This is a genomic window from Antrihabitans cavernicola, from assembly GCF_008297975.1.
Classification (GTDB): Bacteria; Actinomycetota; Actinomycetes; order Mycobacteriales; family Mycobacteriaceae; genus Antrihabitans; species Antrihabitans cavernicola.
Genome location: NZ_VLNY01000001.1, coordinates 328,457 through 353,082 on the forward strand (window position 1 = coordinate 328,457; position 24,626 = coordinate 353,082).

22 protein-coding genes and 1 pseudogene are annotated in these 24,626 nt (G+C 63.7%); 13 read left to right on the forward strand and 10 right to left on the reverse strand.

Annotated features, from left to right (window positions below):
• Window positions 1-215 precede the first annotated feature (215 nt).
• Window positions 216-2,459: an N-acetylmuramoyl-L-alanine amidase gene (locus FOY51_RS01600; protein ID WP_149428441.1), complete on the forward strand. Its 2,244-nt coding sequence runs from the start codon at window positions 216-218 to the stop codon at window positions 2,457-2,459.
• 11 nt (window positions 2,460-2,470) lie between these two features.
• Here the strand turns inward: FOY51_RS01600 and FOY51_RS01605 are convergent, their stop codons facing one another.
• Window positions 2,471-3,115: a hypothetical protein gene (locus FOY51_RS01605; RefSeq protein ID WP_149428442.1), complete on the reverse strand. Its 645-nt coding sequence runs from the start codon at window positions 3,113-3,115 to the stop codon at window positions 2,471-2,473.
• Window positions 3,116-3,124: 9 nt separating this feature from the next.
• Window positions 3,125-3,964, reverse strand: coding sequence for an HAD family hydrolase (locus FOY51_RS01610; protein ID WP_149428443.1), 840 nt, complete (start codon window positions 3,962-3,964; stop codon window positions 3,125-3,127).
• 88 nt (window positions 3,965-4,052) lie between these two features.
• On the opposite strand from FOY51_RS01610, the gene FOY51_RS01615 reads away from it, so the two are divergent.
• The 3 genes and pseudogenes from FOY51_RS01615 to FOY51_RS28170 all read left to right on the forward strand — a co-directional run.
• Window positions 4,053-4,994, forward strand: coding sequence for an endonuclease/exonuclease/phosphatase family protein (locus FOY51_RS01615; RefSeq protein ID WP_149428444.1), 942 nt, complete (start codon window positions 4,053-4,055; stop codon window positions 4,992-4,994).
• 98 nt (window positions 4,995-5,092) lie between these two features.
• Complete coding sequence (locus tag FOY51_RS01620; protein ID WP_149428445.1) at window positions 5,093-6,772, forward strand: purine-cytosine permease family protein; 1,680 nt, start codon at window positions 5,093-5,095, stop codon at window positions 6,770-6,772.
• A gap of 36 nt (window positions 6,773-6,808) precedes the next feature.
• Window positions 6,809-7,087: pseudogene (locus tag FOY51_RS28170) on the forward strand (GNAT family N-acetyltransferase); the annotation flags it as partial.
• 124 nt (window positions 7,088-7,211) lie between these two features.
• On the opposite strand, the gene FOY51_RS01630 reads toward FOY51_RS28170, so the two are convergent.
• Both FOY51_RS01630 and FOY51_RS01635 read right to left on the reverse strand, forming a co-directional pair.
• The gene (locus FOY51_RS01630) at window positions 7,212-8,297 is read right to left on the reverse strand and encodes a glycosyltransferase (RefSeq protein WP_149428446.1); all 1,086 of its coding nucleotides are present in this window, start codon (window positions 8,295-8,297) and stop codon (window positions 7,212-7,214) included.
• A gap of 4 nt (window positions 8,298-8,301) precedes the next feature.
• Complete coding sequence (locus tag FOY51_RS01635; RefSeq protein WP_149428447.1) at window positions 8,302-9,567, reverse strand: glycosyltransferase; 1,266 nt, start codon at window positions 9,565-9,567, stop codon at window positions 8,302-8,304.
• Between the two features lie 79 nt (window positions 9,568-9,646).
• Here FOY51_RS01635 and FOY51_RS01640 point away from each other — a divergent pair, with 79 nt between their 5' ends.
• The 5 genes from FOY51_RS01640 (at window position 9,647) to FOY51_RS01665 (ending at window position 14,164) form a co-directional block, all read left to right on the forward strand.
• Window positions 9,647-11,323 (forward strand): DUF885 domain-containing protein, encoded by a 1,677-nt coding sequence (locus tag FOY51_RS01640; protein WP_235916032.1) that lies wholly within the window; start codon window positions 9,647-9,649, stop codon window positions 11,321-11,323.
• Between the two features lie 126 nt (window positions 11,324-11,449).
• Complete coding sequence (locus FOY51_RS01645; protein ID WP_149428448.1) at window positions 11,450-12,172, forward strand: FadR/GntR family transcriptional regulator; 723 nt, start codon at window positions 11,450-11,452, stop codon at window positions 12,170-12,172.
• Entirely contained in the window at window positions 12,169-12,825 is a 657-nt protein-coding gene (locus FOY51_RS01650; protein ID WP_149428449.1) for a sterol desaturase family protein, read from the forward strand. The genes FOY51_RS01645 and FOY51_RS01650 overlap by 4 nt, the downstream gene beginning before the upstream one ends.
• Window positions 12,826-13,199: 374 nt before the next feature.
• On the forward strand, window positions 13,200-13,532 hold the full coding sequence (locus FOY51_RS01660) for an ArsR/SmtB family transcription factor (RefSeq protein ID WP_149428450.1): 333 nt from the start codon (window positions 13,200-13,202) through the stop codon (window positions 13,530-13,532).
• Window positions 13,529-14,164, forward strand: coding sequence for an SRPBCC family protein (locus FOY51_RS01665; RefSeq protein WP_149428451.1), 636 nt, complete (start codon window positions 13,529-13,531; stop codon window positions 14,162-14,164). Before FOY51_RS01660 ends, FOY51_RS01665 begins: the two co-directional genes overlap by 4 nt.
• Window positions 14,165-14,207: 43 nt before the next feature.
• Here FOY51_RS01665 and FOY51_RS01670 read toward each other — a convergent pair whose 3' ends face one another.
• Genes FOY51_RS01670 through FOY51_RS01690 form a run of 5 tightly spaced genes read right to left on the reverse strand, consistent with a single transcriptional unit; the run spans window position 14,208 to window position 19,054 of the window.
• Window positions 14,208-15,275 carry an NAD(P)H-dependent amine dehydrogenase family protein gene (locus tag FOY51_RS01670; protein ID WP_149428452.1) on the reverse strand — a complete coding sequence of 356 codons (1,068 nt, stop codon included), beginning with the start codon at window positions 15,273-15,275 and terminating at the stop codon, window positions 14,208-14,210.
• Between the two features lie 10 nt (window positions 15,276-15,285).
• Window positions 15,286-16,077, reverse strand: coding sequence for an SDR family oxidoreductase (locus FOY51_RS01675; protein ID WP_149428453.1), 792 nt, complete (start codon window positions 16,075-16,077; stop codon window positions 15,286-15,288).
• Window positions 16,078-16,091: 14 nt separating this feature from the next.
• Entirely contained in the window at window positions 16,092-17,564 is a 1,473-nt protein-coding gene (locus FOY51_RS01680) for an FAD-dependent monooxygenase (RefSeq protein ID WP_149428454.1), read from the reverse strand.
• Window positions 17,561-18,301: a lysophospholipid acyltransferase family protein gene (locus tag FOY51_RS01685; protein WP_149428455.1), complete on the reverse strand. Its 741-nt coding sequence runs from the start codon at window positions 18,299-18,301 to the stop codon at window positions 17,561-17,563. Before FOY51_RS01685 ends, FOY51_RS01680 begins: the two co-directional genes overlap by 4 nt.
• Before the next feature lie 3 nt (window positions 18,302-18,304).
• Window positions 18,305-19,054 (reverse strand): lysophospholipid acyltransferase family protein, encoded by a 750-nt coding sequence (locus FOY51_RS01690; RefSeq protein ID WP_149428456.1) that lies wholly within the window; start codon window positions 19,052-19,054, stop codon window positions 18,305-18,307.
• A gap of 20 nt (window positions 19,055-19,074) precedes the next feature.
• On the opposite strand from FOY51_RS01690, the gene FOY51_RS01695 reads away from it, so the two are divergent.
• The 3 genes from FOY51_RS01695 to FOY51_RS01705 are packed head-to-tail and all read left to right on the forward strand — an operon-like array spanning window position 19,075 to window position 22,290.
• Entirely contained in the window at window positions 19,075-19,923 is an 849-nt protein-coding gene (locus tag FOY51_RS01695; RefSeq protein ID WP_149428457.1) for a hypothetical protein, read from the forward strand.
• A 14-nt stretch (window positions 19,924-19,937) separates the two neighbouring features.
• Window positions 19,938-20,720 (forward strand): hypothetical protein, encoded by a 783-nt coding sequence (locus FOY51_RS01700; RefSeq protein ID WP_149428458.1) that lies wholly within the window; start codon window positions 19,938-19,940, stop codon window positions 20,718-20,720.
• Window positions 20,721-20,763: 43 nt separating this feature from the next.
• Entirely contained in the window at window positions 20,764-22,290 is a 1,527-nt protein-coding gene (locus FOY51_RS01705) for an MBL fold metallo-hydrolase (protein ID WP_149428459.1), read from the forward strand.
• Here FOY51_RS01705 and FOY51_RS01710 read toward each other — a convergent pair whose 3' ends face one another.
• Window positions 22,291-22,710, reverse strand: coding sequence for a MarR family winged helix-turn-helix transcriptional regulator (locus FOY51_RS01710; RefSeq protein ID WP_149428460.1), 420 nt, complete (start codon window positions 22,708-22,710; stop codon window positions 22,291-22,293).
• A 122-nt stretch (window positions 22,711-22,832) separates the two neighbouring features.
• Here FOY51_RS01710 and FOY51_RS01715 point away from each other — a divergent pair, with 122 nt between their 5' ends.
• A complete protein-coding gene (locus FOY51_RS01715) occupies window positions 22,833-24,608 on the forward strand; it encodes an ABC transporter ATP-binding protein (RefSeq protein ID WP_235916034.1) in 1,776 nt (591 codons plus the stop codon).
• Window positions 24,609-24,626: the final 18 nt, after the last annotated feature.

Consider the following 24,626-nt stretch of genomic DNA (forward strand, 5'->3'; position numbering starts at 1 on the left):
CCGAGCCGAAGCCTCAAGTAGAGGTTGAGAATTTGTGACTCGTGTGGCTAGTGTTGCAAGTGTGACTTCTATGTGCAACACCCGTCACGTATGTAACGTCCGCATCACAAGTTGCAGGGACACGCGAACAGGCACAACAATTCCGACCCGCAAAGTCCGACAATTCGGGCACCCGCCGGAAGTCGGTTCGCCGCACTACAACTAGGGAGAGACTCTTGCCGCACCGTCGACCGAAGCCTTCGCTTGTCCTGGGCGCAGTCGCGGCGATAGCCGTCGCGAGCCCACTCGCCGCCTACACGCTCAACAGCTCGGACGTCCGGTCCACCAACGACAGTTCGCAGAGCGCCGTGCCGACCAACATCGCCGAGGTTGCGCTGTCGTCGGTGCCGGACATCGTCATTCCGCTCAAGGAACTGACCGGGCTCAACCTTCCCGACTTGCACTTGGCTGATCTGAAGAAGATTCAGCTCCCCGCTGACCTGCCCCTTCCCGCGGGCCTGCAGATTCCACCAGCGCTCACGGAGCTGCTCAGTCCTGCCGCCGGTGAAGCACCTGCCGACCCGTCGACCTTGATCTCGCCGGACCAGCTGCCCCCCGAACTCACGGGCGCGGTCGGTGCGACGGTCAAAGAGGTCAACCGGGCTGTTCCGTTCAGCATGATCGCGGTGACGGCGTCCAACCTCGCCGACTCCGACACTCGGGTTCGGGTCAAGCAACCGGACGGCTCGTGGAGCCAGTGGTGGTCCACCGAGCAGCTCGACACGCGCACCGCAGCTGCCCCCGCGAAGACAGGCACCGATCCCATCTACGTGGGCAATACCAATGCCGTTCAGGTGCTGGTGACCAAGAAGCAAGCTGCGGCACCGTTGCCTGATGCTTTGCCCGTGCCTGCACCGCCTGCGCCCGCAGCGGTTGCTCCCGTCGAGCCTGCGCCTGTTCCGGATGGGCCCGCGCCAGCACCACCGGCACCCGCACCGGAACCCGGCACCGAACCGCTCGGATATCAGCCGGCGTCCATGTCGCAGCCGTTGCGCCAGGACCCGGTGGCGGATGAGCCCGAAGCAGACGAAGCGGCGGACGCCGACGACATGTCCGTTGCGCTGATCGAACCCGGCGAGGCGCCCGAGGATTCCACGCTGTCCGACGTCGCGGCACCACTTGCCAACGGCGGGCCCAAGGTGATCACTCGATCGCAGTGGGGCGCAGACGAATCCATGCGCTGCTCCAAGCCCACCTACGACGATTTCATCGGCGGCGCCACCGTGCACCACAGTGCAGGTAGCAACGACTACACCAAGGCGCAGTCCGCGGGCATCGTTCGCTCGATCTACGCGTATCACGCTAAAACGTTGGGGTGGTGCGACATCGGCTACAACGCATTGGTGGACAAGTACGGTCAGATCTTCGAGGGACGCTTCGGCGGCCTCGACAAGCCGGTCGAGGGTGCGCATGCGGGTGGCTTCAACGAGAACACCGTCGGCATCGCCATGCTGGGCAACTACGACAAGATCGCACCTACACAGGCCACCTTGGAATCGGTGGGCAAGTTCCTCGGGTGGCGCCTCAAGTCGGCGAATCTCGACCCCAAGGGGCAGACCACCATGTACTCGGAAGGCACCAGCTTCACGTCGTATCCGGAGGGTGCGGCAGTCGATCTGCCCATCATCTTCGCGCACCGCGACGTGGACAACACGGACTGCCCAGGCGATGCGGCGTACGCGAAGATGGACGAAATTCGTGACATTGCAGCCGATTACATCAAGGGCAAGTCGTCGGATCAGCTGGCGTCGGCACCAACCACAGGCGATGCGGCGCCCGACACCTCGGCCACTGATGCTGCCAAGCCGTCGACCACCGTCGGCGATCTGGCCAAGGAACTGGTTCGACTGACGGATCCGAGTCCAGTCGCCAAGAAGTGGGTGGAGACCGGCGGCGAAACCGGTCCGCTCGGCGTTGCCGAATCCGGCCTGCTGCCCGCTGCGGGCGGTCAGCAGTACGCCAAGTTCGCCAACGGCTACGTCTTCACTGCAGCCAACGGCGGCCCGTTCGTCATCCTCGGCAAGGTCCTGCAGAAGTTCCAGGAACTTGGCCTCGACGCGGGTTCGCTCGGTTTGCCGACCAGCGACGAGTACCCGGTACCGGACGGTCTGCGAGCGGACTTCGAGAAGGGCTCGTTGATCTTCAACCAGGTCACCGGCTTCGTCACGACGATCCTGAAGGCCTACAACGACGCCTACACCGAGGAATACAACAAGCCGCAGGATGCGGCGGCACCGGCACCGGCTGCTCCGCCCGCGCCTGAAGTGCCTGCAGCAGCACCTGTTCCGGAACCAGCACCGTCGCCAGCGCCCGATCCTGCTCCTGCTGCTCCTGCGCCCGACCCTGCTGCAGAAGCACCGGTTCCAGCTCCAGCACCAGCACCTGAGGCCTTGGTTCCTGCACCAGCGCCCGCAGGCTGACAATCCGAGGGTTATCCCGAACTGACCTGAAATACCGATGTGTCGATTTCGACATTCGTTCTTTCGACGTCGAACTCCGGGTAGAGGATGCTGACGTACATCGTCCCGACAGGGGGCACAGGGCTGAGAAAGTACGTGGCACCGACTTCGACGCCCGTACTCGTCCGGCGCGCATAGCTACTCCCGCCGGCCAACCACGGACTCCGAGGCTCATCGGGAAAATCCATCTGACTCGACCTGTTCGTCAGCAGTGTTCGATCTGGAAGATCCAGAACGAGCCGGATTCGGTGTGGCTGTGTGGGCTTGATCCGAAAACTCAGGTTCGGGATCGCTTGGGGCGATTCAAGGCCGTGCTGGGTGTTGTCCGTCGCCACGAGTTCGAAGGTCACGCCCGACGCATATACGCGCAATGTGGTCAGCCGGATGGCGAGGTGCGAGTCGGTCTCGAACGGAAGATTCAGCTCCGGCTCCAGGAGGGGAACTGCGTCCTGACTGGGGATTACCCGGCATTCGGGAACTTCTCGACGTCGTGGTGCCGATCGTGCGTCGGGCGCGGTCAGGAGCTCCTTCACTTCCGCGCTGATCCGCAAGATCTCGGACCACTCGGCAGAAGGTTCACCGACGTAGGCGAAGTTCACTCTCTTGGGATCGGCCACACAGTCGAGTTAAGCAGACCACCAACGCTCGAGAACGACTGCGACACCACAATCCTGATTCGATGCCGTTACCTCGTCGGCAGCAGCAAGCGCATCGGCATGCGCATTGCCCATCGCAACTCCGTGGCCTGCCAGGGTGAGCATCGGTACGTCGTTGGGCATGTCGCCGAATGCGACGATCTCCGAATGTGCGATGCCGAATCGCTCGGCAAGAAGGTCCAGGCCCGACGCCTTGGTGACGCCTGGCGCCGAGATCTCGATGAGCCCGTTGTTCGTCGAATAGGTGATGTCTGCGCGCGTGCCGACCAGCGGCTCCAACACTTGCCGCATCGCCTCGCTCGTCGCACTCGGCTGCCGGATCAAAAGCTTGATCGCAGGTGCGGCAAGCACTTCTTCCGACGACGTCTCGGTGTTGTCCGGATTGAGCCAGGCATGCTGATAGCCGGGCGAGCTGACGAACTGTGGTGTCGCGGCATCGTGTGCCGATTCCCCGACCCGCTCCGCGGCAAGCCCACACCCGGGAATCGTCTGCAGTGCCAGCTCGGCGACCCACGCGAGTGTCTCGACGTCGAGCGAACGCGAGCTGAGCACCCGATCGGAGTCGCTGTCGTAGATCACCGCACCGTTGCCGCACACGGCCATCGGCGCGTAGCCCAGCCCGTCGACCACCGGCTCGATCCAGCGCGGCGGTCGCCCGGTCGCGAGAACGAACGTGGCGCCGTCGGCCACCAACGACCGGATCACGGCCTTGGTTCGGGGCGCAACCTTCTCGTCGTTGTCCAGAAGCGTTCCGTCGACATCGCTGGCCACGAGTCTGGGCTTGGCACGGTCGAGGTTGCGTCGCTGCACCCGATCAATACTGCCCGACCCGACAAATCGCCACTCGCCCGGCTGAGCGTCACAGCTGGTCCTCAGCTACGACTGCTCTTATGGAGTCGTGGGCACCCTCCTGATCGCTGCGTTGGGAACAGTTCTGATCGGCGCAGCCTTGGTCGGCATCGCGGCGCACGCGATCGATTCACGACGCCAATTACTTCTGGTCGCTGCCGCGTTGACTCCGCCGCTGCTCGTACTCGCGCCGGTGGGAGCCATCGTTTTCGCTGTCGGTGGCCAGTGGCTCGGCGTCGCTGCTGGAATTCTCGTCAGCGCAATGGGCGCCGCAACGCAGTGGCCCCTCTACCGCGCGAAGAAGCCGGTGTCGCAAGGAAGCACGGAAGTTGTACTCCTGCAAGCCAACCTGTTCATCGGTAACGCCGATGCCGCGGCCCTCGTCGCCCGAGTAGACAACGTCGAGGCAGACATCCTCACGATCTGCGAGCTCACTGAAGAAGGGCTGCAGCGACTCATCGCGGCGGGATTGTGCCAGCGACTCCCGCACAGCTACGTCAGCACCGCTCCGGGCGGCCGAGGCACCGGCATCTGGAGCAGATACCCACTGACGGAACAACATCGGTACGACGGATTCGAGACCGAAATGCTCTCGGCACGCGTCGATGCACCGGAGTGGCGTTCTCCGTCGGTGTTCGCCGTACACCCCCAACCGCCATGGCCGCTGCACCCGGAAACCTGGCTTCGCGAAATGGGGCTGCTGCGAACCATTTTCGATGCGGTTCCCGATGACAGGCCAGTCTTGGTGGGCGGGGACTTCAACGCGACATACGACCACAAGCCCTACCGCGCGCTCCTCGACGATCGCTACTCCGATGCGGCAATCGCTACCGGCGCGGGTATCCAACCGACCTATGCGGCGGATACCTGGTATCCGCCGATCATCGCCATCGATCACATCCTGACCAGCGACGCAACCGCACTCGTGGTCCGCGCCGTCGACCTACCGGGCTCGGATCACCGAGGCATCTGGGCACGAATCGCCCTGTGAGGGACGTTTAACCGCCCGGTAACCAAAGCGCGCCGCCGCCGACACAACTCGTTCCTACGGTCCTGGCAGAACCAGTCCGGGTGACGGAACGAGGAACCATGACCGATTTGCAGGCGCCACCGGTAGAGACAGCGATCTCTGCACACGACAGGGCGGAGAACTCCGCGCTGCACGAAACCTTGGAGGACTACACCCTCAGATTCGCGCCACGCAGCTACCGCAAGTGGGGAACTGGCGTTGTCGCGACCTCTGCACTGGGCGGCATCGCCTATCTCGCCGACTTCTCGATCGGCGCGAACATCGGCATCTCTTACGGCACGGGCAACGCGCTGTGGGGCATCCTGGTGTTCGCGGTGGTCATCGTGCTCACCGGGTTCCCACTGGCCTACTACGCGGCCCGCTACAACATCGATCTCGACTTGATCACCCGCGGAAGCGGTTTCGGCTATTACGGGTCCGTGGTCACCAACGTCATCTTCGCGACGTTCACCTTCATCTTCTTCGCGTTGGAGGGCTCGATCATGGCGCAGGGCCTGAAACTGGGCCTGCACATACCGTTGCCGATCGGCTACCTGGTGTCGTCGCTACTGGTGATCCCGTTGGTCATCTTCGGCATGAAAGCCCTTGCAAAGCTGCAGGTCTGGACCACCCCGCTATGGCTGGTCATGATGGTGTTGCCGTTCCTGTACCTGCTGATCAAGCACCCGGACTCGGTTGGGACGTTCTTCGCCTACGGCGGCGACGACGCCAAGGCGGGCAAGGGTGTGAATCTGGGCTCGGTCATGCTGGCGGCCGGCGTCTGTCTGTCACTGATCGCTCAGATCGCAGAGCAGATCGACTACCTGCGCTTCATGCCACCGAAAACTCCTGAGAACAAACGTCGTTGGTGGAGCGCGGTGCTGTTGGCAGGACCGGGCTGGGTGATCTTCGGCGCCATCAAGCAGGTGGTCGGCTTGTTCCTTGCGGTTTACATCATCGCCAACGTCGCCGACGGTGCCACCGTCGCCAACCAGCCCGTGCACCAGTTCCTGGAGATCTACCAGGACATGATGCCGCACTGGCTCGCAATGACTCTCGCGGTGATCCTGGTAGTCATCAGCCAGATCAAGATCAACGTGACCAACGCCTACTCGGGCTCACTGGCGTGGACCAACTCGTTCACCCGGGTCACCAAGCACTACCCGGGTAGGTTGGTTTTCGTCATCTTCAACGTCACCATCGCGTTGATTCTCATGGAAGCCAACATGTTCGACTTCCTCAACACGATCTTGGGCTTCTACGCGAACTGCGGTATGGCGTGGATCGTGACCGTCGCGGCGGACATCGTCTTCAACAAGTACCTGCTGAAGCTCTCGCCCAAGGTTCCCGAGTTCCGGCGCGGCATGCTCTACGACGTCAATCCGGTCGGATTCGTGTCGATGGCACTCTCCGCGGGAATCTCGATCCTGGTGTTCTTCGGTGCGTTCGGCGAGTCGATCAAGCCGTACTCGCCGATCGTCGCTGTCGTGATTGCCCTTGTGGCACCGCCGGTTCTGGCGATTGCGACAAAGGGCAAGTACTACCTGCGACGCACCGACGACGGGATCGACCTCCCGATGTTCGACGAGCACGGAAACCCGTCAGGTGAGAAGCTGCTGTGCCACGTGTCGGGAATCGAGTTCGAGCGGCCGGACATGATCGCGTCCAATACACCCGGTCCCGACGGAGAGAAGCAGTACATCAGCTCGCTCAGCCTGAGCACCGACAAGACGGGCGAGCACGTTCTGCCGAGGCAGTAGGACCGCTGCCGCGTTCGGCGACCTAAAATCGGATCGGTGAGCTACGAACTGAGCGACAACCGCTCGCGACTCGACATCGACGCGGTATGGGCCTACCTGTCCACCGACGCGTACTGGGGGCGGTGGCGAACGCGAGCGCAGTTCGAAAAGCAGGTTCGAGACGCGTGGCGGGTGATCGGTGTCCACCACGCAGGCAGCACAGTAGGTTTCGCACGCGCGACGTCCGATGGCATCGGTGACGCGTACCTCGCGGACGTCTACGTTCATCCCGACCACCAGGGCAACGGGCTGGGTAAACGCATCGTCGCGGCGATGATCGACGACGGACCCGGTGTCGATTTCGCTGGACACTGTTCACCCGCGACGCGCATGGCCTCTATGCGCAGTACGGTTTCGCGCCGCCTGACCAGACTGCACTGGTTCGGCCACCACGAAATCGCTAGCCGAGCAGTAGGTTTGCCGCAGTTGCTGCGCCGTCCGCTGCGCGAATCCGAGCGCCGAGCGCCTGCGCCCGTTCACGATGGACGTCGGAGGCGAGGAGCTCGACGACCGCGTGCCGAACAGTGTCGGCATTGGAGTTCTTCGACAGACAGAGACCCGCTCCCGCGGCGGCGACAACCTCGCCGACCATCGGTTGATCGGCCATCGGGTTCAACGGCAGAATCAGCAGCGGCAGACCGAAGGAGAGCGCACGAAAGGTGGTCGCATGACCACCGTGGCCGATCACCGCGGTACACGTCGGCAAGATGTCGCTGTGCGGAAGATACTGGTGCGCTGTGGTATTCGCTGGGACCCGCAGCTCGGCAGGGTCGACCGACGGCCCCGTCGTCACGATCACATCGAGGTCGAGCGGGGCAACGGCGTCGAGCACCTTCTGCAGTAGCGCAACCTGACCGGGGAACGAAATGGTGCTGAAGCTGACAAGGATGCGGTCGCGATCGGGTCTCTCGGCCTGAACAGCAGGGGCGACGACCGCTCCGGTCCATGCTAGGTTGCCCGGCACGGTTCGTGCTGGATCGAGCTCTCGATCGGAGCACACCAGCACCGAATCAGCTCCGCGCCAGAGCTTTCGCGCGTCGAGCCGCCGTAGTCGCGCCGATCGACCGAGCAGACCTCGATAGAACGGACCGTCGAACCATGCGAAGAACGCGTGCACCAGTGCAACGTGGTGCACGTCAACGCGGCCCGCAGCGTCCAGTACACCGAGCAGTGCGCAATCGATCACGACGTGCGTCGCCGGATCGTCACGTAGTAGGTCGAGCAGATCCTGCCCCATTCCGCGACTGGTCAAGGTCGAGAACAGCCCCGCCAAGTAGCGGGGCCCCGGCTTGTCGACCGACATCCACTGCGGTGCGCGTCGATATTCGTGGAATTCTATTCCTGCGCTTGCTATCTGCTGCCGCTGTGATGGCTGCCCGAGCATCCGGACTCGATGTCCGCCCTGAAGCAGCACCTTGGCAATGCCCAGTGCCGGTGCAGTGTTGCCACCACCGTCGTAGGTGGCGAAGACGATGTCGGAAGGCACGGTGCTATTTCCCGATGTGGTCGTCGATGATGCGCAGTGCGTCGTAGGTCGCAAGTTCCTTCGCGATCCTCGCCACGTTCGCGGCGATGGTGGCGTCGCCGATGATGCGATCGACGGCTGCGGCGATCTTCTTGGGCGACGGTCGTTCGGTGCGCAGGTCGAGGCCGAGCCCCAGGTAGGCAAGGCGGGCGTTGATGTCGTTCTTGCCCTCGCGAATTCCCGCGGCAACGACGGGCACGCCGTGACTCATCGCCAGCACGATGGATCCGTAACCGCCGTTGCACACGAACACATCCGCATAGTCGAACAGCGCATCGAAGTCTACGAAGTCTTCGATGATCACGTTGGACTGCGGAAACCGTTGTCGTAGTTCGGCGGTACGCGTTCCGCCCGTCGCGACGACTACGGTGTGCGATCCATCTTTCAACGCCTCCAACGCGGGAACGATCAGCTTCTCGAGATCGTGGTTGTCGACAGTGCCCTGCGACACGACGATCACGGACTCATCGCGGAGTCGCTCCGCCAGTGGGAAGGGGTCGTCGGAAACTCGCCGATACGGGAGCAGTGCGCCCACGAAAGTGACGTTGGGCGGTAGATCGGTTCGCGGAAAATCCATCTCCGCGATGCCGACCTGAAAAAGGTGCGTCGCACACAGGTGAGGGACATCCATCCACGCATTCACCGAAATCGGCTCGAGGCCCTGATTGTCGAGATAGCCGTTGAAACGACCGATCGCCTTGCGCATCGCCAGAAACAGCACCGCGCGCACGGCACGATGGGTCAGCCTGCCCGCCAGCGACTGTGCGGGCTTCAGCCCGAAGCCCGGCGGCGGCACATCACGCGAACGTGCAAACAGCGGTGCAGGATTCACGACATATCCGGCAACTCCCGTCTTCTCCGCAACCAACTTGCCCGCACAGAACATGCCGTCGCAAAAGAAGGCGTCGAACGTAAAGTGCTCGCGAATGTCGGCAATGTCGCGATAGTGATTCTCGACGTTGCCGAAGAACAGTTGTTCGGCATCGAACGCAATGAGTCTGGGCCCCTTGAGTTTTGCGCGTTCGGGAAACAGTTCGGCAATGGTGTCGCTGTTCACCTCGACTGCACGATCGAAGGGGAGGCGAGGGATGCCGAGCTCACGTAACCGTGTGTCGTAGCTGGCGCCTGCGTACCACCGAACGTCGTGCCCTTGATCTTGCAGATGCTTGGCCACCCCGGTCAGCGGGTTGAAATGGCCGTCCATCGGCATCGTGGCAATGAGAACTTTCACGGGCCTGGCCTCCCTGCAGACCAATCAATCGTTGCAGAGGCGCGCCCACCTTCGCGCCGATTCCGGCAGCATGGAGGTCATGACATCGACAGCGTTGCAGAATCTGGCCGATCGGTACTGGGAAGCGCGCCTCGTGGCGAGCCCGTTGTTCGCCACCTTCATCGGCGATCACCGCTACGACGACCAGGTGGACGACCTGTCCGTTACCGCCGACGCTTCTCGCCGCGCCACCTGGGCCGGCTTGATCGACGAGGTGGAAGAGGTCGATCCTGCCGAGCTCGACGAGACCGATCTGGTCACTCGAACCCTGCTGTTGGGCGAATTGCGCGACAACATCGTCGGGATCGATCTGCGGCTTGCCGAGTTTCTGTCCGACCAGATGCAGGGTGTGCACGCCGACCTCCTGATCATGGCCGGGCAGCTGCGAGCAGCAGAACCCGAGCACGCACCACTTGCGGTGACTCGGCTGGAACGTCTCGGGGGCATGCTCGATCAAGCTGCCGATCGCTTCCGCGCGGGGCTCGCCGCGGGGCGAACGCCTGCGCACATCTGCATCGAGCGCTCGATCAACCAGGTCGACGGCTATCTGGCGTCGCCGCTGGAAGACGACCCGTTTGCCACCATGGCAGGACCCGAGAACTGGAGTGGCGAAAGCGCCTGGCGGGAGCAGATGAAAGTTGCTGTCACCGAACATCTTCGGCCTGCGTTCGCTCGCTATCGCACGGTGCTGGCAGACGAATTGCTGCCTGTGTCCCGCTCCGACGACCAACCCGGATTGCATTGGCTCGCCGACGGTCCGGCCGTCTACCTCGCTCTGATCAAGCTGCACACCGGACTCGACTTGACCGCCGAGGAACTGCACGAGATCGGCAAGCGGGAAGTGCTCGACGTTCTGCCGGAGCAGTACCGCGAGATCGGCAAGAACCAATTCGGCACCGACGACCTCGCCGAAATTTTCCGCCATCTGCTCGATGACCAAGAGTTGCGCTACACCAACTCCGACGAGATTCTGGCGGCCGCGACCCAGAGCCTCGACGCCGCGACAGAGGCGATGGCAGGCTGGTTCGGCATCCTGCCGGAAGCGCCGTGCGTGCTGACGGCCATCCCCGACTACCTCGCCGCCGATGCCCCCGCCGCCTACTACACGCCGCCCGCGCCGGACGGCAGCCGTCCGGGCGAATACCACGTCAACCTGCACGAACCCACCAAGACCGGGCGTGCGGAGACGGCGTCGATCGCGTTCCACGAAGCGATCCCGGGCCATCACCTACAGTTGGCGATCGCCTCGGAGCGCGTCGACCTGCCCGCATTCCGAAGACTGTCCTGGGGTCACACCGCGTTCGTCGAAGGATGGGCGCTCTATACCGAGCGGCTCGCAGGCGAAATGGGTTTGTACCGAACCGATCTGGATCGGCTCGGCATGCTGGCGAGCGATTCCTGGCGAGCGTGCAGGCTGGTCGTCGACACCGGCCTCCATGCGATGGGGTGGACCCGGCAGCAGGCCATCGACTTCATGGTGGAGCACGCGCCGGTGCCGAAGGACGAGATCGTCACCGAAGTGGATCGCTACATCGGGATGCCGGGTCAGGCGCTGGCTTACAAGGTGGGCCAGCGCGAGATTCTGCGACTGCGTGCCGAGGCGGAAGAGCGGCTACGGGGAAACTTCAGCATTCAAGGTTTCCACGACGTGGTGCTCGGTGCTGCCACCATCAGCCTGCCTGTTCTTGCCGAGCGGGTTGCGGCCTGGGAGGGCTGACCTCGGCGCTGATCACGACCGAATGGTGGCAAATTTCGCGGTTTTAGCCCCGAGCTGCTCATGATCAGGTAGGTACACTGGTCTGACCACTTGACGTCTTACCGCAATTAGGTTCATGCTCGATCCATGGCACTGCAACCCGTGAATCGGCGCTCGGTACCCGAGGACGTCTTCGATCAGATCGTCAGCGACGTGGTCAGCGGCGAACTGACTCCTGGCGAGTCGCTGCCCAGCGAGCGCCGCCTCGCCGAGGTACTCGGGGTATCGCGGCCGGCGGTTCGGGAGGCACTCAAACGGGTCGCTGCTGCCGGACTGATCGAGATTCGACAAGGCGACGCTACGACGGTCCGCGACTATCGACGCCACGCCGGCCTGGATCTACTCCCCCAATTATTGCTGCGCGCAGGCGAACTCGACATCGCCGTGGCTCGCAGCATCCTGGAGGCACGGCTGCACAACGGGCCCAAGATCGCGGCGCTCGCAGCGGAGCGATCGGGCGCGAAACTTGCTACTGCGCTGAACGATTCGGTCGATTCCCTCGACGCAGAAAAGGATCCCGTCCAGGCTCAGATCATCGCGTTGGCATTCTGGGATCACATCGTCGACGGCGCTAATTCCATCGCGTTCCGTCTGATGTACAACACGCTGCGCGCCGCCTACGAGCCCGCACTCGGCGCACTCGCCACCGTGATGGCAGCGGAGGTGGGTCACCCGGAGGCCTATCGCGCCCTCACCGGCGCGATCGTTGCAGGCACACCCGACCTCGCCGCTCAGGCCGCAAAGGATCTGCTCGAACCCGCTACCACCGCATTGATTTCGGCAATCACCAGTCTCGAGGAGCAGCCATGACCACCCACATCCGAAAGGGCCTCACGCTCGGCGACGCCTTCCGCGAATTCCTCCGGCATCCGACGCCCTGGATGCTCGGCGCAACGGTCGTTGTCGCCGTCGCCGCACGGATCATCGCCGGCGATTGGCAGTGGACGGACGCGCTCGTCCCTGTCGTGATCGTTGCGTCCTTCCCGTTCGTCGAATGGCTGATCCACGTATGCATCCTGCATTGGCGTCCGCGCACCGTCGCAGGCATCACCATCGATCCGCTGCTGTCGCGTAAGCATCGCGAGCATCACGTCGACCCGCGCAACGTCCCGCTGATCTTCATTCCCTGGCCGGTCCTGCTGTGGCTGATTCCGCTGCTCACGCTCATCGCGATCTTCGCCTTCCCGCGCATCGGACTCGGCCTGACCTACCTCGGCACCATTGCAGTGATCGGCTGCATCTACGAGTGGACCCACTACCTGATTCACAGCGACTACCAGCCGAAAACTCGCCTCTACAAAGCGATTCGACGTAACCACCGGCTGCACCATTTCAAGAACGAGCACTACTGGTTCAGCGTCACCACCTCCGGCACCGCCGACCGCGTCCTGCACACGGCGCCCGATCCGGAGACCGTCGCCAAGTCGCCGACGGCGAAGAATCTCCACGCCCTGCAAAACTGACGCCCGGTTCCTTTGCGAGAATGACTCCATGACCGGATGCGCCATCGTGGATTTTCTCGAACTGGTGGATCAACTCGATGACGTGACCCGCAACGACAACGGCCGCTATTGGAAATTCGCAGTCAAGAACCACGCGTTCGGCTATCTCTGGGAGCCGACTCGAACCGTCGGCCTCAAGCAGAGGTCCAGTTCACGTCCTACGGATACGGCTGGGTGGTGGTCCATCTGGACGGGATCGAGCGCGATGAACTTGCCGAACCCGTTTTCGAGGCCTGGCGACTGTCTGCCCCCGCTGAGTCGATCGAGCGACATGGCGAACGCCTTCCCAGTTAGAACTCTTGAATTATATAAGCTCCGACTTCTATAGTTGCTCGGTGCACGCATTCGACGTTCTCGGCGATCCCGTCAGACGGCGGATCCTCGAACTTCTCGCCGACGGTGAGTTGGCGTCGGGTGCGGTGACCGAGGTGATCCGGGACGAGTTCGCGATATCGCAACCTGCGGTGTCGCAGCATCTGAAAGTGCTACGCGACAACGGTTTTGCCGAAGTGCGCACCGACGGCGCTCGACGCCTGTACACGGTGAACACGGACCCGCTCCGCGACGTCGACCAGTGGCTCGACCACTTCCGTAGGTACTGGACGCCGCACCTCGATGCACTGGGCACCGAAATCGCACGTGGCAAGCGCAGAAGGAGCAGAACATGATCGACATAGACCATCAGATCAACGCCGTCAGCCGCACCGTCGGGAGTCGGGTTCTCGACGCAGGTGAGGCCCGCGTGATCACCGTGAGTCAGACCTACCCCACCGACGTCGACGACCTATGGGATGCCTGCACGAACCCCGAACGCATTCCGCGGTGGTTCCTTCCGATCAGCGGAGACCTGCGACTCGGCGGCACCTATCAGTTCGACGGCAATGCCGGCGGCACCATCGAGAAGTGCGATCCGCCAAGCAGTTTCGCGGCGACCTGGGAGTACGGCGGCGAGGTCAGCTGGATCGAGGTCACCGTGTCAGCGGTCGGCGACGACAAGGCGCAGTTCACCCTCGAGCACATCGCGCACGTAGACGACGAGCGCTGGACCGAGTTCGGACCGGGTGCCGTAGGCGTCGGTTGGGATGGCGGCATGCTGGGGCTAGCCAACTACTTGGCCTCGGGCCAAGGCCTTGATCCGCAAGAAAGCATGGAATGGCAGATCTCCGACGAGGGCAAACGATTCAACACTCTCAGCAGTACTCAGTGGCGCGATGCGGCCATCGCAGCAGGCGAAGACCAGGCCGCAGCGACAGCAGCGGCAGACCGAACCACCGCCGCGTACACCGCAACACCTGAGTGAGGGGACCACTGCCGTCGTCTATGTGAGGGTGGGTGCCCCTGACTCAGGCCAAGCCGCGTCCGGAGATCAACGGCAGGTCCAAGGTCGTGCGAATGCCGGGCGCGGCATCGACGACGGCGGGCACTGCGTTGACTACCCGCATGGCTGTCGCGACCAAACCTGCATGGTTGTGATCGCCCTTGCGGCTGGTGAGGCAGAGATCCAACGCGTACGACGGCTCGCCGGTGATCTCGACGCGATACGATCCGCCCTCCTGCGCGGGCTGCGGCCACTCCGGGCACAGATCCGGGCGTAAGCGCGTCACGTGCTCGAGTACGACGGCCACCCGATCGCCGACCATCCCGCGCACCTCGAATCGCAGCGCCGCCGCCGTTCCTTGCTCGATGTGACCGGCGGCGATCTCGAAACTGTCCGGAGCCGGTCTGCGGTCGTAGGTTTCGGTCACGGCGTCCAGGGTGAGATCGAGTCCGGCCGCGATCTGCCGGACGACGCTGCCCCACGCGAGCGACAACACGGTCGGCTGCAACAACATCGGCGTCTCGTCGAGCGAGCCACCGAAGCCCATGATGTCGAACATCACTGCACGATTGTCGTAGGTGGCGTAGTCGACGATTTCCATGCACCGCACCTGCTCGATGCTCTGGCACGTGCCGGTAAGGACCAGTGGCAGAATGTCGTTCGCGAAGCCGGGGTCGATACCGTTCACGAAGATCGATGCCTTACCTTGCGCCGCAGCCGCTTCCAGCGGTTCGATCATCGCAGGCGGTAGGACGTCGAACGGGTACTGAAGGAACACCGGTGCACTGGCCACGATGTTGATGCCGGCCACCAGAATCTTCCGCAGATCTTCCAGAGCCTCCATCAGGCGGTTGTCCGTCATCGCGGTGTACACGACGCAATCCGGTTGGAGCGCAAGGATCGCATCGGTGTCGGTGGTCGCCGCGACCCCGACCGTTCTGTCGAGACCGGCCAGCGTGCCTGCGTCGACGCCGTCCTTCGCAGCGCTCGACACCCAGACACCCACCAGTTCCAACGCGGCATTCGCAATGATCCCGGCGAGCGCGTGCACCCCGACGTTGCCCGTGCCCCATTGCACCACTCGGTAGGTCATCGAAGTCTCCTCAGAGGTCGGGAATCGGGATGTCGAGGTTGGGTGCGATCAGACCACCGTCCACCTCGATCACCTTGCCTGTCATGAACTTTCCGGCCGGTGACGCCAAGTACAACGCCGCCGCTGCGACATCGTTCGGTTCCCCGAGAGTGCGCATCGGCGTCACCTTCTCCATCGGGGTGCGTATCGATTCGTTCGACGCGACGATCTCGAGAGCCGATGTGACGATCGAACCGGGCGCGATGCCGTTGACTCTGATCTTCGGGCACAAGTCCATCGATGCGAGTCGGGTGTAGTGCGTAAGGGCGGCTTTCGCGGTGCCGTACGCGGCGAACGCGCGCCCGGGTTGTCGACCCATCATCGACGTGATGTTGATGATGGACCCACTGCCTGATGTCTCCAGAATTTTGGGCACGGCCGCCGTGACGAGCGCGTGCGCATTGGAGACGTTGAAGGTGAATGCAGCTTCCAGATCGGCAGGTGTGGTGTCCAGCAACGGTTTCGGGAGCGCACCACCCACGTTGTTGACCACGATGTCGAGCCGTCCGAATTGCTCGACAGCAGCAGTAGCCAGGGCTGCCGCCGCATCGGGATCGCTGAGGTCGGCGGCAACGACATGCGCACGACGCCCAGCTGCGTGCACCGCGTCGGCAACACCGCGGAGTTCGCTTTCGGTTCTCGACGAGATCACCACATCGGAACCGGCCTCGGCGAAGGCGATTGCAATGGCGGCCCCGAGACCCCGCCCGGCGCCGGTGACCACCGCGACCTGATCATCGAGCCGAAAAAGGTCGAGGATCATCGTCGTCTCCACATCTACACAGATTTGCCGAGCATCTCGTCCAGCCAGGCGTCCAGACTTGTCGAACCATCTCCTCGAGCGGTAACACCTCGAGCGGTAACACCAGAGTGCCACGCCAGATGCCCGTCCGGACGGACTACGAGAACTTCGCGCAGTTTCGGCGGCGCCGCAACCGTGACCGCGCCGAACCGTTTCTGCAACGCAGCCACATGAGGTGCGACAGCATGTGCCGGACCACGCACCGTCCAATCCGTGGTCGGCTCTAGATCGGGAACAGGATCGCCCGGCGACAGCCCCTTCCGGTTCCCACCACCCAGCGGACCGCTCCGATAGGTCACTCGCATCTGTGACGCGCGTTCGGCAATCATGTTCTGCACGAACCCGATTGCCGCGATCCGCGGCAAGACGAACTTCCGGACGGCGCCGACCACCGGGTTGCGCGCCAAGCCGAGCCGTGTGACCAGACGAGTCGAGGCGATCACCTCTTTGGCGATCGGACGCCGTTCGGCTTCCACTGTGTCGAGCAACGACGGATCAGCGCGGCCCTGGACAACGAGCGCCAGCTTCCACGCCAGGTTCTCGGCGTCGCCGATGCCCGTGTTCATCCCCTGCCCACCCAGTGGACTGTGAATATGCGCGGCGTCGCCGATGATCAGCAGACGGCCGTTGCGATAGCGCTCCGCCAATCGTTCGCTGATCCGGAAGTTCGACACCCAGTCCGCCGAACCGATCCGAACATCGTCGAGTCCAGCCCGTTCCACGACCGCATGACGTAGTCGATCGAGAATTTCTGTGTCGGAAAGCCTTTCGTCGTCGGCGAGCGTGACATCGGCGATCAACCGCCACAAGTCGTTGCCGGGCAGCGGGAACATCGCGAGTAGGCCGTCGTGGTGCACCCACGTCCGGGTCGTTTCCCGATCGCCCGAAAAGTCGGTGTGCACATCTGCCAGCAGGAAGTGCTCGTTCACCGAACTGCCGGGGAATCCTATGCCCGCCGCCTCGCGCACCGTGCTGTGCGCGCCGTCGCAGCCGATCAGCCAATCGACGCGTTGGCTCGCACCGGAACTCAGCTCGATCGTCACGCCGTCGTCGCGCTGGACGGCCTGCTCCAATCCGGTGGCCCACTCGACCCGGCCACCGAGGTCATCGAGACGACGCCGCAATGCCGCTTCGACATCGGCCTGCGATATCAGCAGCGGTGGACGAATACCGTTACGTCTGAACAGATCTGCAACACCGATGGTCGCGATCCGACGCCCGTCGGCGTGAATGGCCATGGTATGCACGCCGATCGCACGCTCGGGCAGGTCGGCAAGCGCACCGATCCGTTGCAGCACCTCCACGCCGCGTGGCTGCACCACCATTGCACGTGACGTACGAGCAGGCCCGTCGGCACGGTCGATGATTCGCACCTCGACACCCTGGGTCAGCAATGCGCAGGCGAGCGTCAGACCCGCAGGCCCGGCGCCGACGACCAGAACGCTCATGCGCGCTTGCGGCGCGCGGCGAACTCGGCCTCTTCGAGCCGATGTGCCTCGGCGAGATCCGGTGCACCACCACCGAATCGGGCGGGAACCCACGGCTGCCCCGCAGGCATCGGATAGCCAACCTGCGCCTGTGTCAGCAGTTCTTGCAGAGTTGTTTTGAGCTGTGCGGTCAACTCGTCGACGTGTCCCATGGCCGGGATCGGCGTACCGATCCGAATGTTGATCGGAAAGTTGTTCCGCCCCAGCTGCTTCGGGTAGCCCTTGCTCCAGATACGATGGGCACCCCAGATCGCGGCAGGCAAGATAGGCACATCGGCGTCGAGCGCCATCCGCGCCGCACCCGACTTGAACTCCTTGATCTCGAAGCTCCGACTGATCGTCGCCTCGGGGTACACCACCACCAGTTCGCCGTCACGCAGCGAATCGACGGCACGGTGGTACGCCGCAGCGCCTGCACTGCGGTCCACCGGAATTGCCTTGCAGTGCTTCATGAGAAAGCCGACGATCGGATTGCGTTCCAGCTCCGCCTTCATCATGTAGCGCACGTTGCGGCCACTGTTGCGCCCGATCATGCCGACCTCGATGAAGTCCAGGTACGCCGTGTGATTGACGGCCAACACCGCACCACCCGTTCGCGGCACGTTCTCCTGCCCCACGATGTCGATGCGCAATCCCTGCAGCGCGGCCATCGAACGGGCAAGGACCGTCAGCACGTCGTACACCGGTTCCCGCCGCACGACCTACTCCTCGGAACCCGCGCGGCGGGCCGCCTTCGCTTGCGCCTCTTCGGCATCCATTCGATCGGCTTCTTCCAGCGTCGGCGCACTACCGCCGAGACGAGCCGGCACCCAGTACTCGCCTGCGGGGTGGTCGTAGTCCTTCTGCAGCAAGGCGAGCATGCCTTGCATCGTCGAGCGCAGTTGCGCCGTCATGTCGGCTGCGGGCTCGTACGCCGCAATCGGCTCACCGACCGCGATGGAAATCGGTGTGTTGGTGCGGCCCAACCGCTTCGGAAAGCCCTTGGTCCAGACGCGCTGCGCTCCCCAGATCACGACAGGGATCACCGGCACCTGAGCTTCGAGCGCCATTCGCGCCGCACCCGACTTGAAATCTTTGATCTCGAAGCTCCGACTGATCGTCGCCTCGGGGTACACACCCACCAACTCACCCGAGCGAAGTGCCTCTACCGCTTGGCGATACGACTCGGCACCGGCCGCACGATCCACCTCGATGTGCCGCAGTACCCGCATGATCGGGCCGGAGACGGAGTTGTCGAAGACTTCCTTCTTCGCCATGAAGCGGATGTATCGCTTGGTGGTCCGTGCCGGGATGCCCGCGTACGTGAAATCCATGTAGCCGGTGTGGTTGATCGCAATCACCGCCCCACCTTTTGCAGGAATATTTTCATCCCCGGAAATGGTGAACTTCAAACCTTCGAGTGCGAACACCGAACGGGCGACACCGATGATGCTCCAATAAACAGGTTCCACAGTCGGTTAGCGTAGTCGCCGTGTACCGACACCGGAAAGCGCTACTGGTCTGCCTCGCAGCTGCGGCAACCGTCCCGATGCTCGCGTCCTGCGATTCCGAATCCGGAATTCCCGCGGCAGACGTGCACCACGACGCACCCGCCGTCACGGCGTCCCAGTCGGCAACGGCAGAACCGTCGACAACCTCGGAGTCGACCACTACAACTCAGACTGCCCCCGCCGCGCCCGTCGGCGAGGTGCCGACCAACGCCGCCGCGTCCGCGGCATTGCAGCCGTGGGTGAACGATCTGGTGACGAACCCGTCGAGCTTGGCAGCCAAGTGCTGGACCATCTCGCCGCTGAACACGTCGAAGATGTACGCCGACCAGCAAGCCATCCTGGCCGCGGTCGCGAAACCCGGCAAGGACGGCCAGTTCGCGGTGACCTGGACCGGCCCGACGCAGACCGTCAGCGTCAAGCGCAGCGAGATCTCGTCGGGATACGCCTGCCCGTACGTCTACCCGACCGGTACCCAGTTCGCCTACAACGACGCCGACGCCCGCCACACCGTCCGTCGCTATCTGGCTCGACAGATCGGCAAGCCTGTCAACGCCGACGACGTCGAGAGCAAATATCCGCTGGTGTGCGACAACTCGGCGACATGGGATCCGGATGGCACCGGTCAGTCGAAAATCGCGCCGTTGCGAGACGACCCGGACAAGCTGACCGGCGTCACCGGCTACACGGACAGTGAGCTGACCTCACAGCCCGGCCGGTTGGACTATGTGACAGTGTCGGTACCGGTACAGAACTCGTCGGGGGTGACCGCCAGCAAGACCTTCACGCTGCGCGTGGGGTCGAACGGATACTGCATCGGAGATGTGGTCTAGGGAACGGGAACTCGATGAGGCTTCGGACGGCGGCGCTCGCGGTTGTCGCGACCGCAACGCTCGCTGCCTGCGGGAACTCCGGGACCGACGTGGCAAACGAGGCCGACACCTCCATACAGACTGCTACGACAACCGGCGCACCCGACGTGCAGGTCGGGGCCGTTCCGGGCAATGCGCACGCCGCCACCGCGCTGCGACCGTGGGTGATCGACGTGGTCAAACAGGACCTCGGTGCGCTGACGCGTAAATGCTGGACAGTGCCGCCGGATCAGATCGAGCCGATGTACGGCGATCCCAAGCGAATCGTCGAGGCGGTCGCGAATCCGGGGATCGTCGGACAGTTCGCGACGTTCTGGCGCAGCAACACCACCGAAGTGTCGGCGCGGTTCACCGAAATCGACTCCAACTACGCCTGCCCGAAGGTGTCGCCGGTCGGATCGTCGACGCCGTTCACCGACGAGGACGCCCGCTACACGGTGGAGCGCTACCTGGCCCGCACGGTCGGCCGACCAGTCAACGTCTCCGACGTCGAGGCGTCGTATCCGTTGGTGTGCCCGAATCTGAACGTGTGGAATCCGTCCGGGACAGGGCCGACCGCGCCGCCGTTGGCCGTTCATCCGGACCCGCTGCACGGTGCGACCGCGTTCGATCCGAAGGCGTTGAAGGTCGAGACCGTTCGACCCAACTACGTCGCCGTCACCGGGCCGGTCACGGACGCGTCCGGTGCCACCCGCAACGCCCGATTCACCCTGACACCCGGCACCGGCGCCTACTGCATTGGGGAGATCGCCCGGTAGCCGCATACCCTGGGAACCTGGATTCCTCAGGAGGTACAGCACAGTGCAGGTGACCAGCGTCGGACACGCCGGATTCCACATCCAGACCACGGCTGGATCGATTTTGTGCGACCCGTGGGTGAACCCCGCGTATTTCGCGTCCTGGTTCCCGTTCCCGGACAACACCGAGCTCGACTGGGACACCCTCGGAAACTGCGACTACCTCTACGTTTCGCATCTCCACAAGGATCACTTCGATCCGGAGAACCTGGCGAAGCACGTCAACAAGGACACCACCGTCCTGCTGCCGGACTACCCGGTGCCGGACCTCAAGCGTGAGCTGGAAGCGCTCGGCTTCACCAAGTTCTTCGAGACCGAGGATTCGGTCAAGCACCGTGTCGGTGAGCTCGACATCATGATCATCGCGCTCCGGGCGCCCGCCGACGGTCCGATCGGCGACTCCGGGCTTGTCGTGTCCGACGGCGAGACCACCTGTTTCAACATGAACGACGCCCGCCCTGTCGACATGGACGTGTTGCACGACCAGTTCGGGAAGATCGACATCCACCTGCTGCAGTACTCGGGTGCGATCTGGTACCCGATGGTCTACGACATTCCGAACCGCACCAAGTCGAACTTCGGCAAGCAGAAGCGGCAGCGCGGCATGGATCGTTGCCGCAGTTACATCGATCAGGTCGACGCCACCTGGGTGGTGCCGTCGGCCGGTCCGCCGGTGTTCCTCGACGACGAGCTGCGCTACCTCAACGACGATCGGGGCGACGAAGGCAACATCTTCCCGGACCAGATCGTGTTCCTGGAGCAGATGCGCATCCACGGTAAAGACAACGGGCTGTTGATGATCCCGGGTTCGACGGCGGATCTGAAGGGCGCAGAGCTGACCCTGACGCACCCGAGCGATCCGGCGGAGATCTTCGACGACAAGGCCGGCTACATCGAGAAGATGGCACAGCGAATGGCGCCGGTGCTCGAGGCGGAGAAGGCGTCGTGGGCGCCTGCCGACGGGGAGCCCCTGCTGGAGCCGCTGAAGGACCTGTTCGAGCCGCTGATGGCGCAGAGCGATCTGATCTGCGACGGCATCGGCTACCCCGTCGGGCTGGTCATGGGTGACGAGACCGTCGTCGTCGACTTCCCCGCTCGCACCGTCCGCGCGCCGGCCGAGGGCGACGGTAAGTACCGCTACGGCTTCCGCATTCCGCCCGAGCTGGTGCGAACTGTGTTGCGGGACAACGAACCCGACTGGGTGAACTCGATCTTCCTCTCCACCCGCTTCCAGGCGTGGCGGATCGGCGGCTACAACGAATTCCTGTACACCTTCTTCAAGGTCCTCAGCGACGAGCGGATCGCCTACGCCGACGGCTGGTTCGCGGAGACGCACGACGACACGGCGTCGATCGAGTTGGGCGGCTACGAGATCCAGCGTCGCTGTCCGCATCTGAAGGCGGATCTGTCGAAGTTCGGCGTGGTCGAGGGCACCGGGCTCACCTGCAACCTGCACGGCTGGCAGTGGGATCTGGAAACCGGGCGTTGCAAGACGTCGAAGGGTCACGAACTGCGGTCGAAGAAGCTGTAACTACACCTGCCCAACCTTGTCCAGTAAGCGGGCCAGCTCCACGCGCTCGGCTTCGGTGAGCGCTGCGAACATCTCCTCGCCCGCCGAGGCCCGCGCCTTCGCCATGCCTTGCTGAACGGCACTGCCCTGCTCGGTCAACGCGACCAGCACCGATCGCCGGTTGTCCGGATCGGTGGCCCGCTCGACCAGTCCTGCGTCCTGCAGCGCCGCGACCAGGCTGGTCGCCGACCTCGGCACGATTCCCATCCTGTCGGCCAGTTCGCCCATTCGCGCGTGCTCTGTGCTGCGCGCGACCAGGCGCAGCATCCGTTCCTGCGCAGGTGTCAGGCCCAGGGGCGCCAACGACTTCATCGACGCCCGACGCAGCCGGTGCGTCGTCCGCATCAACTTTTCCGCGAGTTCGCCGGTCGAGACCGCCATCGCACAACCTTCCTCGGGAATGAACTCAGCCTATTGTGAGTTAAACTCACTATGAGCTACACTCACCATCGTACAAGCCCTCCAAGTCCTAGGACGTGACCGACACGAACAGAGGTATCAACGTGAAGCCAACCAAACCGAACAAACAACCTGGCGAAATCCGCCGCATCCTGCGACTCTTTGCCCACGACCGAGCCCGATTGGCCGTCGTCGGAGCACTCATCGTCGCTTCCTCCCTCATCTCCCTCGCATCACCCTTCCTTCTTCGCGACCTACTTGATGTATCCCTGCCCACGCGCAACACCAGCCTCTCCGCGCTGCTGGCCCTCGGCATGGTGGTAGTCGCCGTCGCGACATCTGTGCTCAACGTGCTGCAATCGCGACAGTCGACGCTGGTCGGCCAAGGCGTCATGCACCGCCTGCGCACCGCGGTCTACGAACACCTGCAGAAACTCTCCCTCGCCTTCTACACGCGAACCCGCACCGGTGAGGTGCAGTCGCGTATCGCCAGCGACATCGGCTCGATGCAGGCGACGGTCACCAACACGGCGACGACGGTGGTCTCGTCCGGCACCACCGTGATCGGCACCTTCGTCGCCATGCTCGCCCTGAACTGGCAACTCACCCTGGTCTCGCTGATCCTGGTGCCGCTGTTCGTGCTGATCTCCAAGCAGGTCGGCGGACGACGCCGTAAGTTCGTTGCCTTGCGTCAGGAGCGGATGGCAGACATGTCCGCGATGGTGGCGGACTCGCTGTCGGTCTCCGGAATCCTGCTCACCCGCACGATGGGCCGCGGCGATCAGCTCACCGACCGGTTCACCACGGCGTCGGCCGAACTGGCCGATCTCGAGGTCCAGTCGTCGATGACGGGTCGTTGGCGCCAATCCACCATCGGTATCATCATCGCCGTGCTGCCCGCCGCCATCTACCTGGCCGCGGCGTTCACCTTCTCCGGCACCACCGGCCCGGTATCGATCGGTACCTTGGTCGCGTTCACCACGCTGCAGGGCCAGTTGTTCCGCCCGATGATGTCGTTGCTGAGCACCGGCGTCGAAATGCAGTCGTCGATGGCGATGTTCCGTCGCGTCTTCGAGTACCTCGACCTTCCGATCGACATCCCCGACGCCGCAGATCCGCAGCCGCGGGGCGAAACTCGCGGCGAGTTGCGCTTCGACGGTGTCACCTTCCGCTACCCCGAAGCCGACCGCGACACCCTCGCCGATATCGATCTCACCGTTCCGGCAGGCCGCCACGTTGCGGTGGTCGGTGCGACCGGATCGGGCAAGACCACGCTGGGCTACCTCGGTGCTCGGCTCTACGAGCCTGATCGGGGTTCGATCACGCTCGACGGTGTTCCGCTGGAACGGCTTTCGCTGGCCGACCTGGCGAGTGTGGTCGGGATCGTGTCGCAGGAGACCTTTCTGCTGCATGCGTCGATTGCGGACAACCTGCGCTTCGCCAAACCCGACGCAACCGACGACGAGCTTGTCGCGGCAGCACGAGCCGCGCAGATCCATCAGCTGATCGACGAGTTGCCCGACGGCTACGACACGGTCGTGGGTGAGCGGGGCTACCGGTTCTCCGGTGGCGAGAAGCAGCGCCTGGCCATCGCCAGGATGGTGCTGCGCAACCCGCAGGTGCTGATCCTCGACGAGGCGACCAGTGCGCTGGACAACTCCACCGAAGCCGCCGTCACCGCCGCGCTGGCGAACCTCTCCGCGGGCCGGACGACGCTCACCATCGCGCACCGGCTGTCCACCGTTCGCGACGCCGACGAGATCGTGGTGATGGCGCACGGCCGGATCGTCGAACGCGGTTCGCACGACGAGTTGGCTGCGGCAGACGGCGCGTATGCGGCTCTGCTGGCAAAGGAATCGGCTGTACCGGTCGCGGCGTGAACTGGTAGACACGCAGTT

Coding starts and splice junctions, on each gene's coding strand:
- FOY51_RS01665 (WP_149428451.1), top strand. CDS start 13,529: ATGATCGACATAGACCATCAGATCAACGCCGTCAGCCGCACCGTCGGG.
- FOY51_RS01670 (WP_149428452.1), bottom strand. CDS start 15,275: ATGACCTACCGAGTGGTGCAATGGGGCACGGGCAACGTCGGGGTGCAC.
- FOY51_RS01650 (WP_149428449.1), top strand. CDS start 12,169: ATGACCACCCACATCCGAAAGGGCCTCACGCTCGGCGACGCCTTCCGC.
- FOY51_RS01645 (WP_149428448.1), top strand. CDS start 11,450: ATGGCACTGCAACCCGTGAATCGGCGCTCGGTACCCGAGGACGTCTTC.
- FOY51_RS01675 (WP_149428453.1), bottom strand. CDS start 16,077: ATGATCCTCGACCTTTTTCGGCTCGATGATCAGGTCGCGGTGGTCACC.
- FOY51_RS01680 (WP_149428454.1), bottom strand. CDS start 17,564: ATGAGCGTTCTGGTCGTCGGCGCCGGGCCTGCGGGTCTGACGCTCGCC.
- FOY51_RS01620 (WP_149428445.1), top strand. CDS start 5,093: ATGACCGATTTGCAGGCGCCACCGGTAGAGACAGCGATCTCTGCACAC.
- FOY51_RS01640 (WP_235916032.1), top strand. CDS start 9,647: ATGACATCGACAGCGTTGCAGAATCTGGCCGATCGGTACTGGGAAGCG.
- FOY51_RS01710 (WP_149428460.1), bottom strand. CDS start 22,710: ATGGCGGTCTCGACCGGCGAACTCGCGGAAAAGTTGATGCGGACGACG.
- FOY51_RS01700 (WP_149428458.1), top strand. CDS start 19,938: ATGAGGCTTCGGACGGCGGCGCTCGCGGTTGTCGCGACCGCAACGCTC.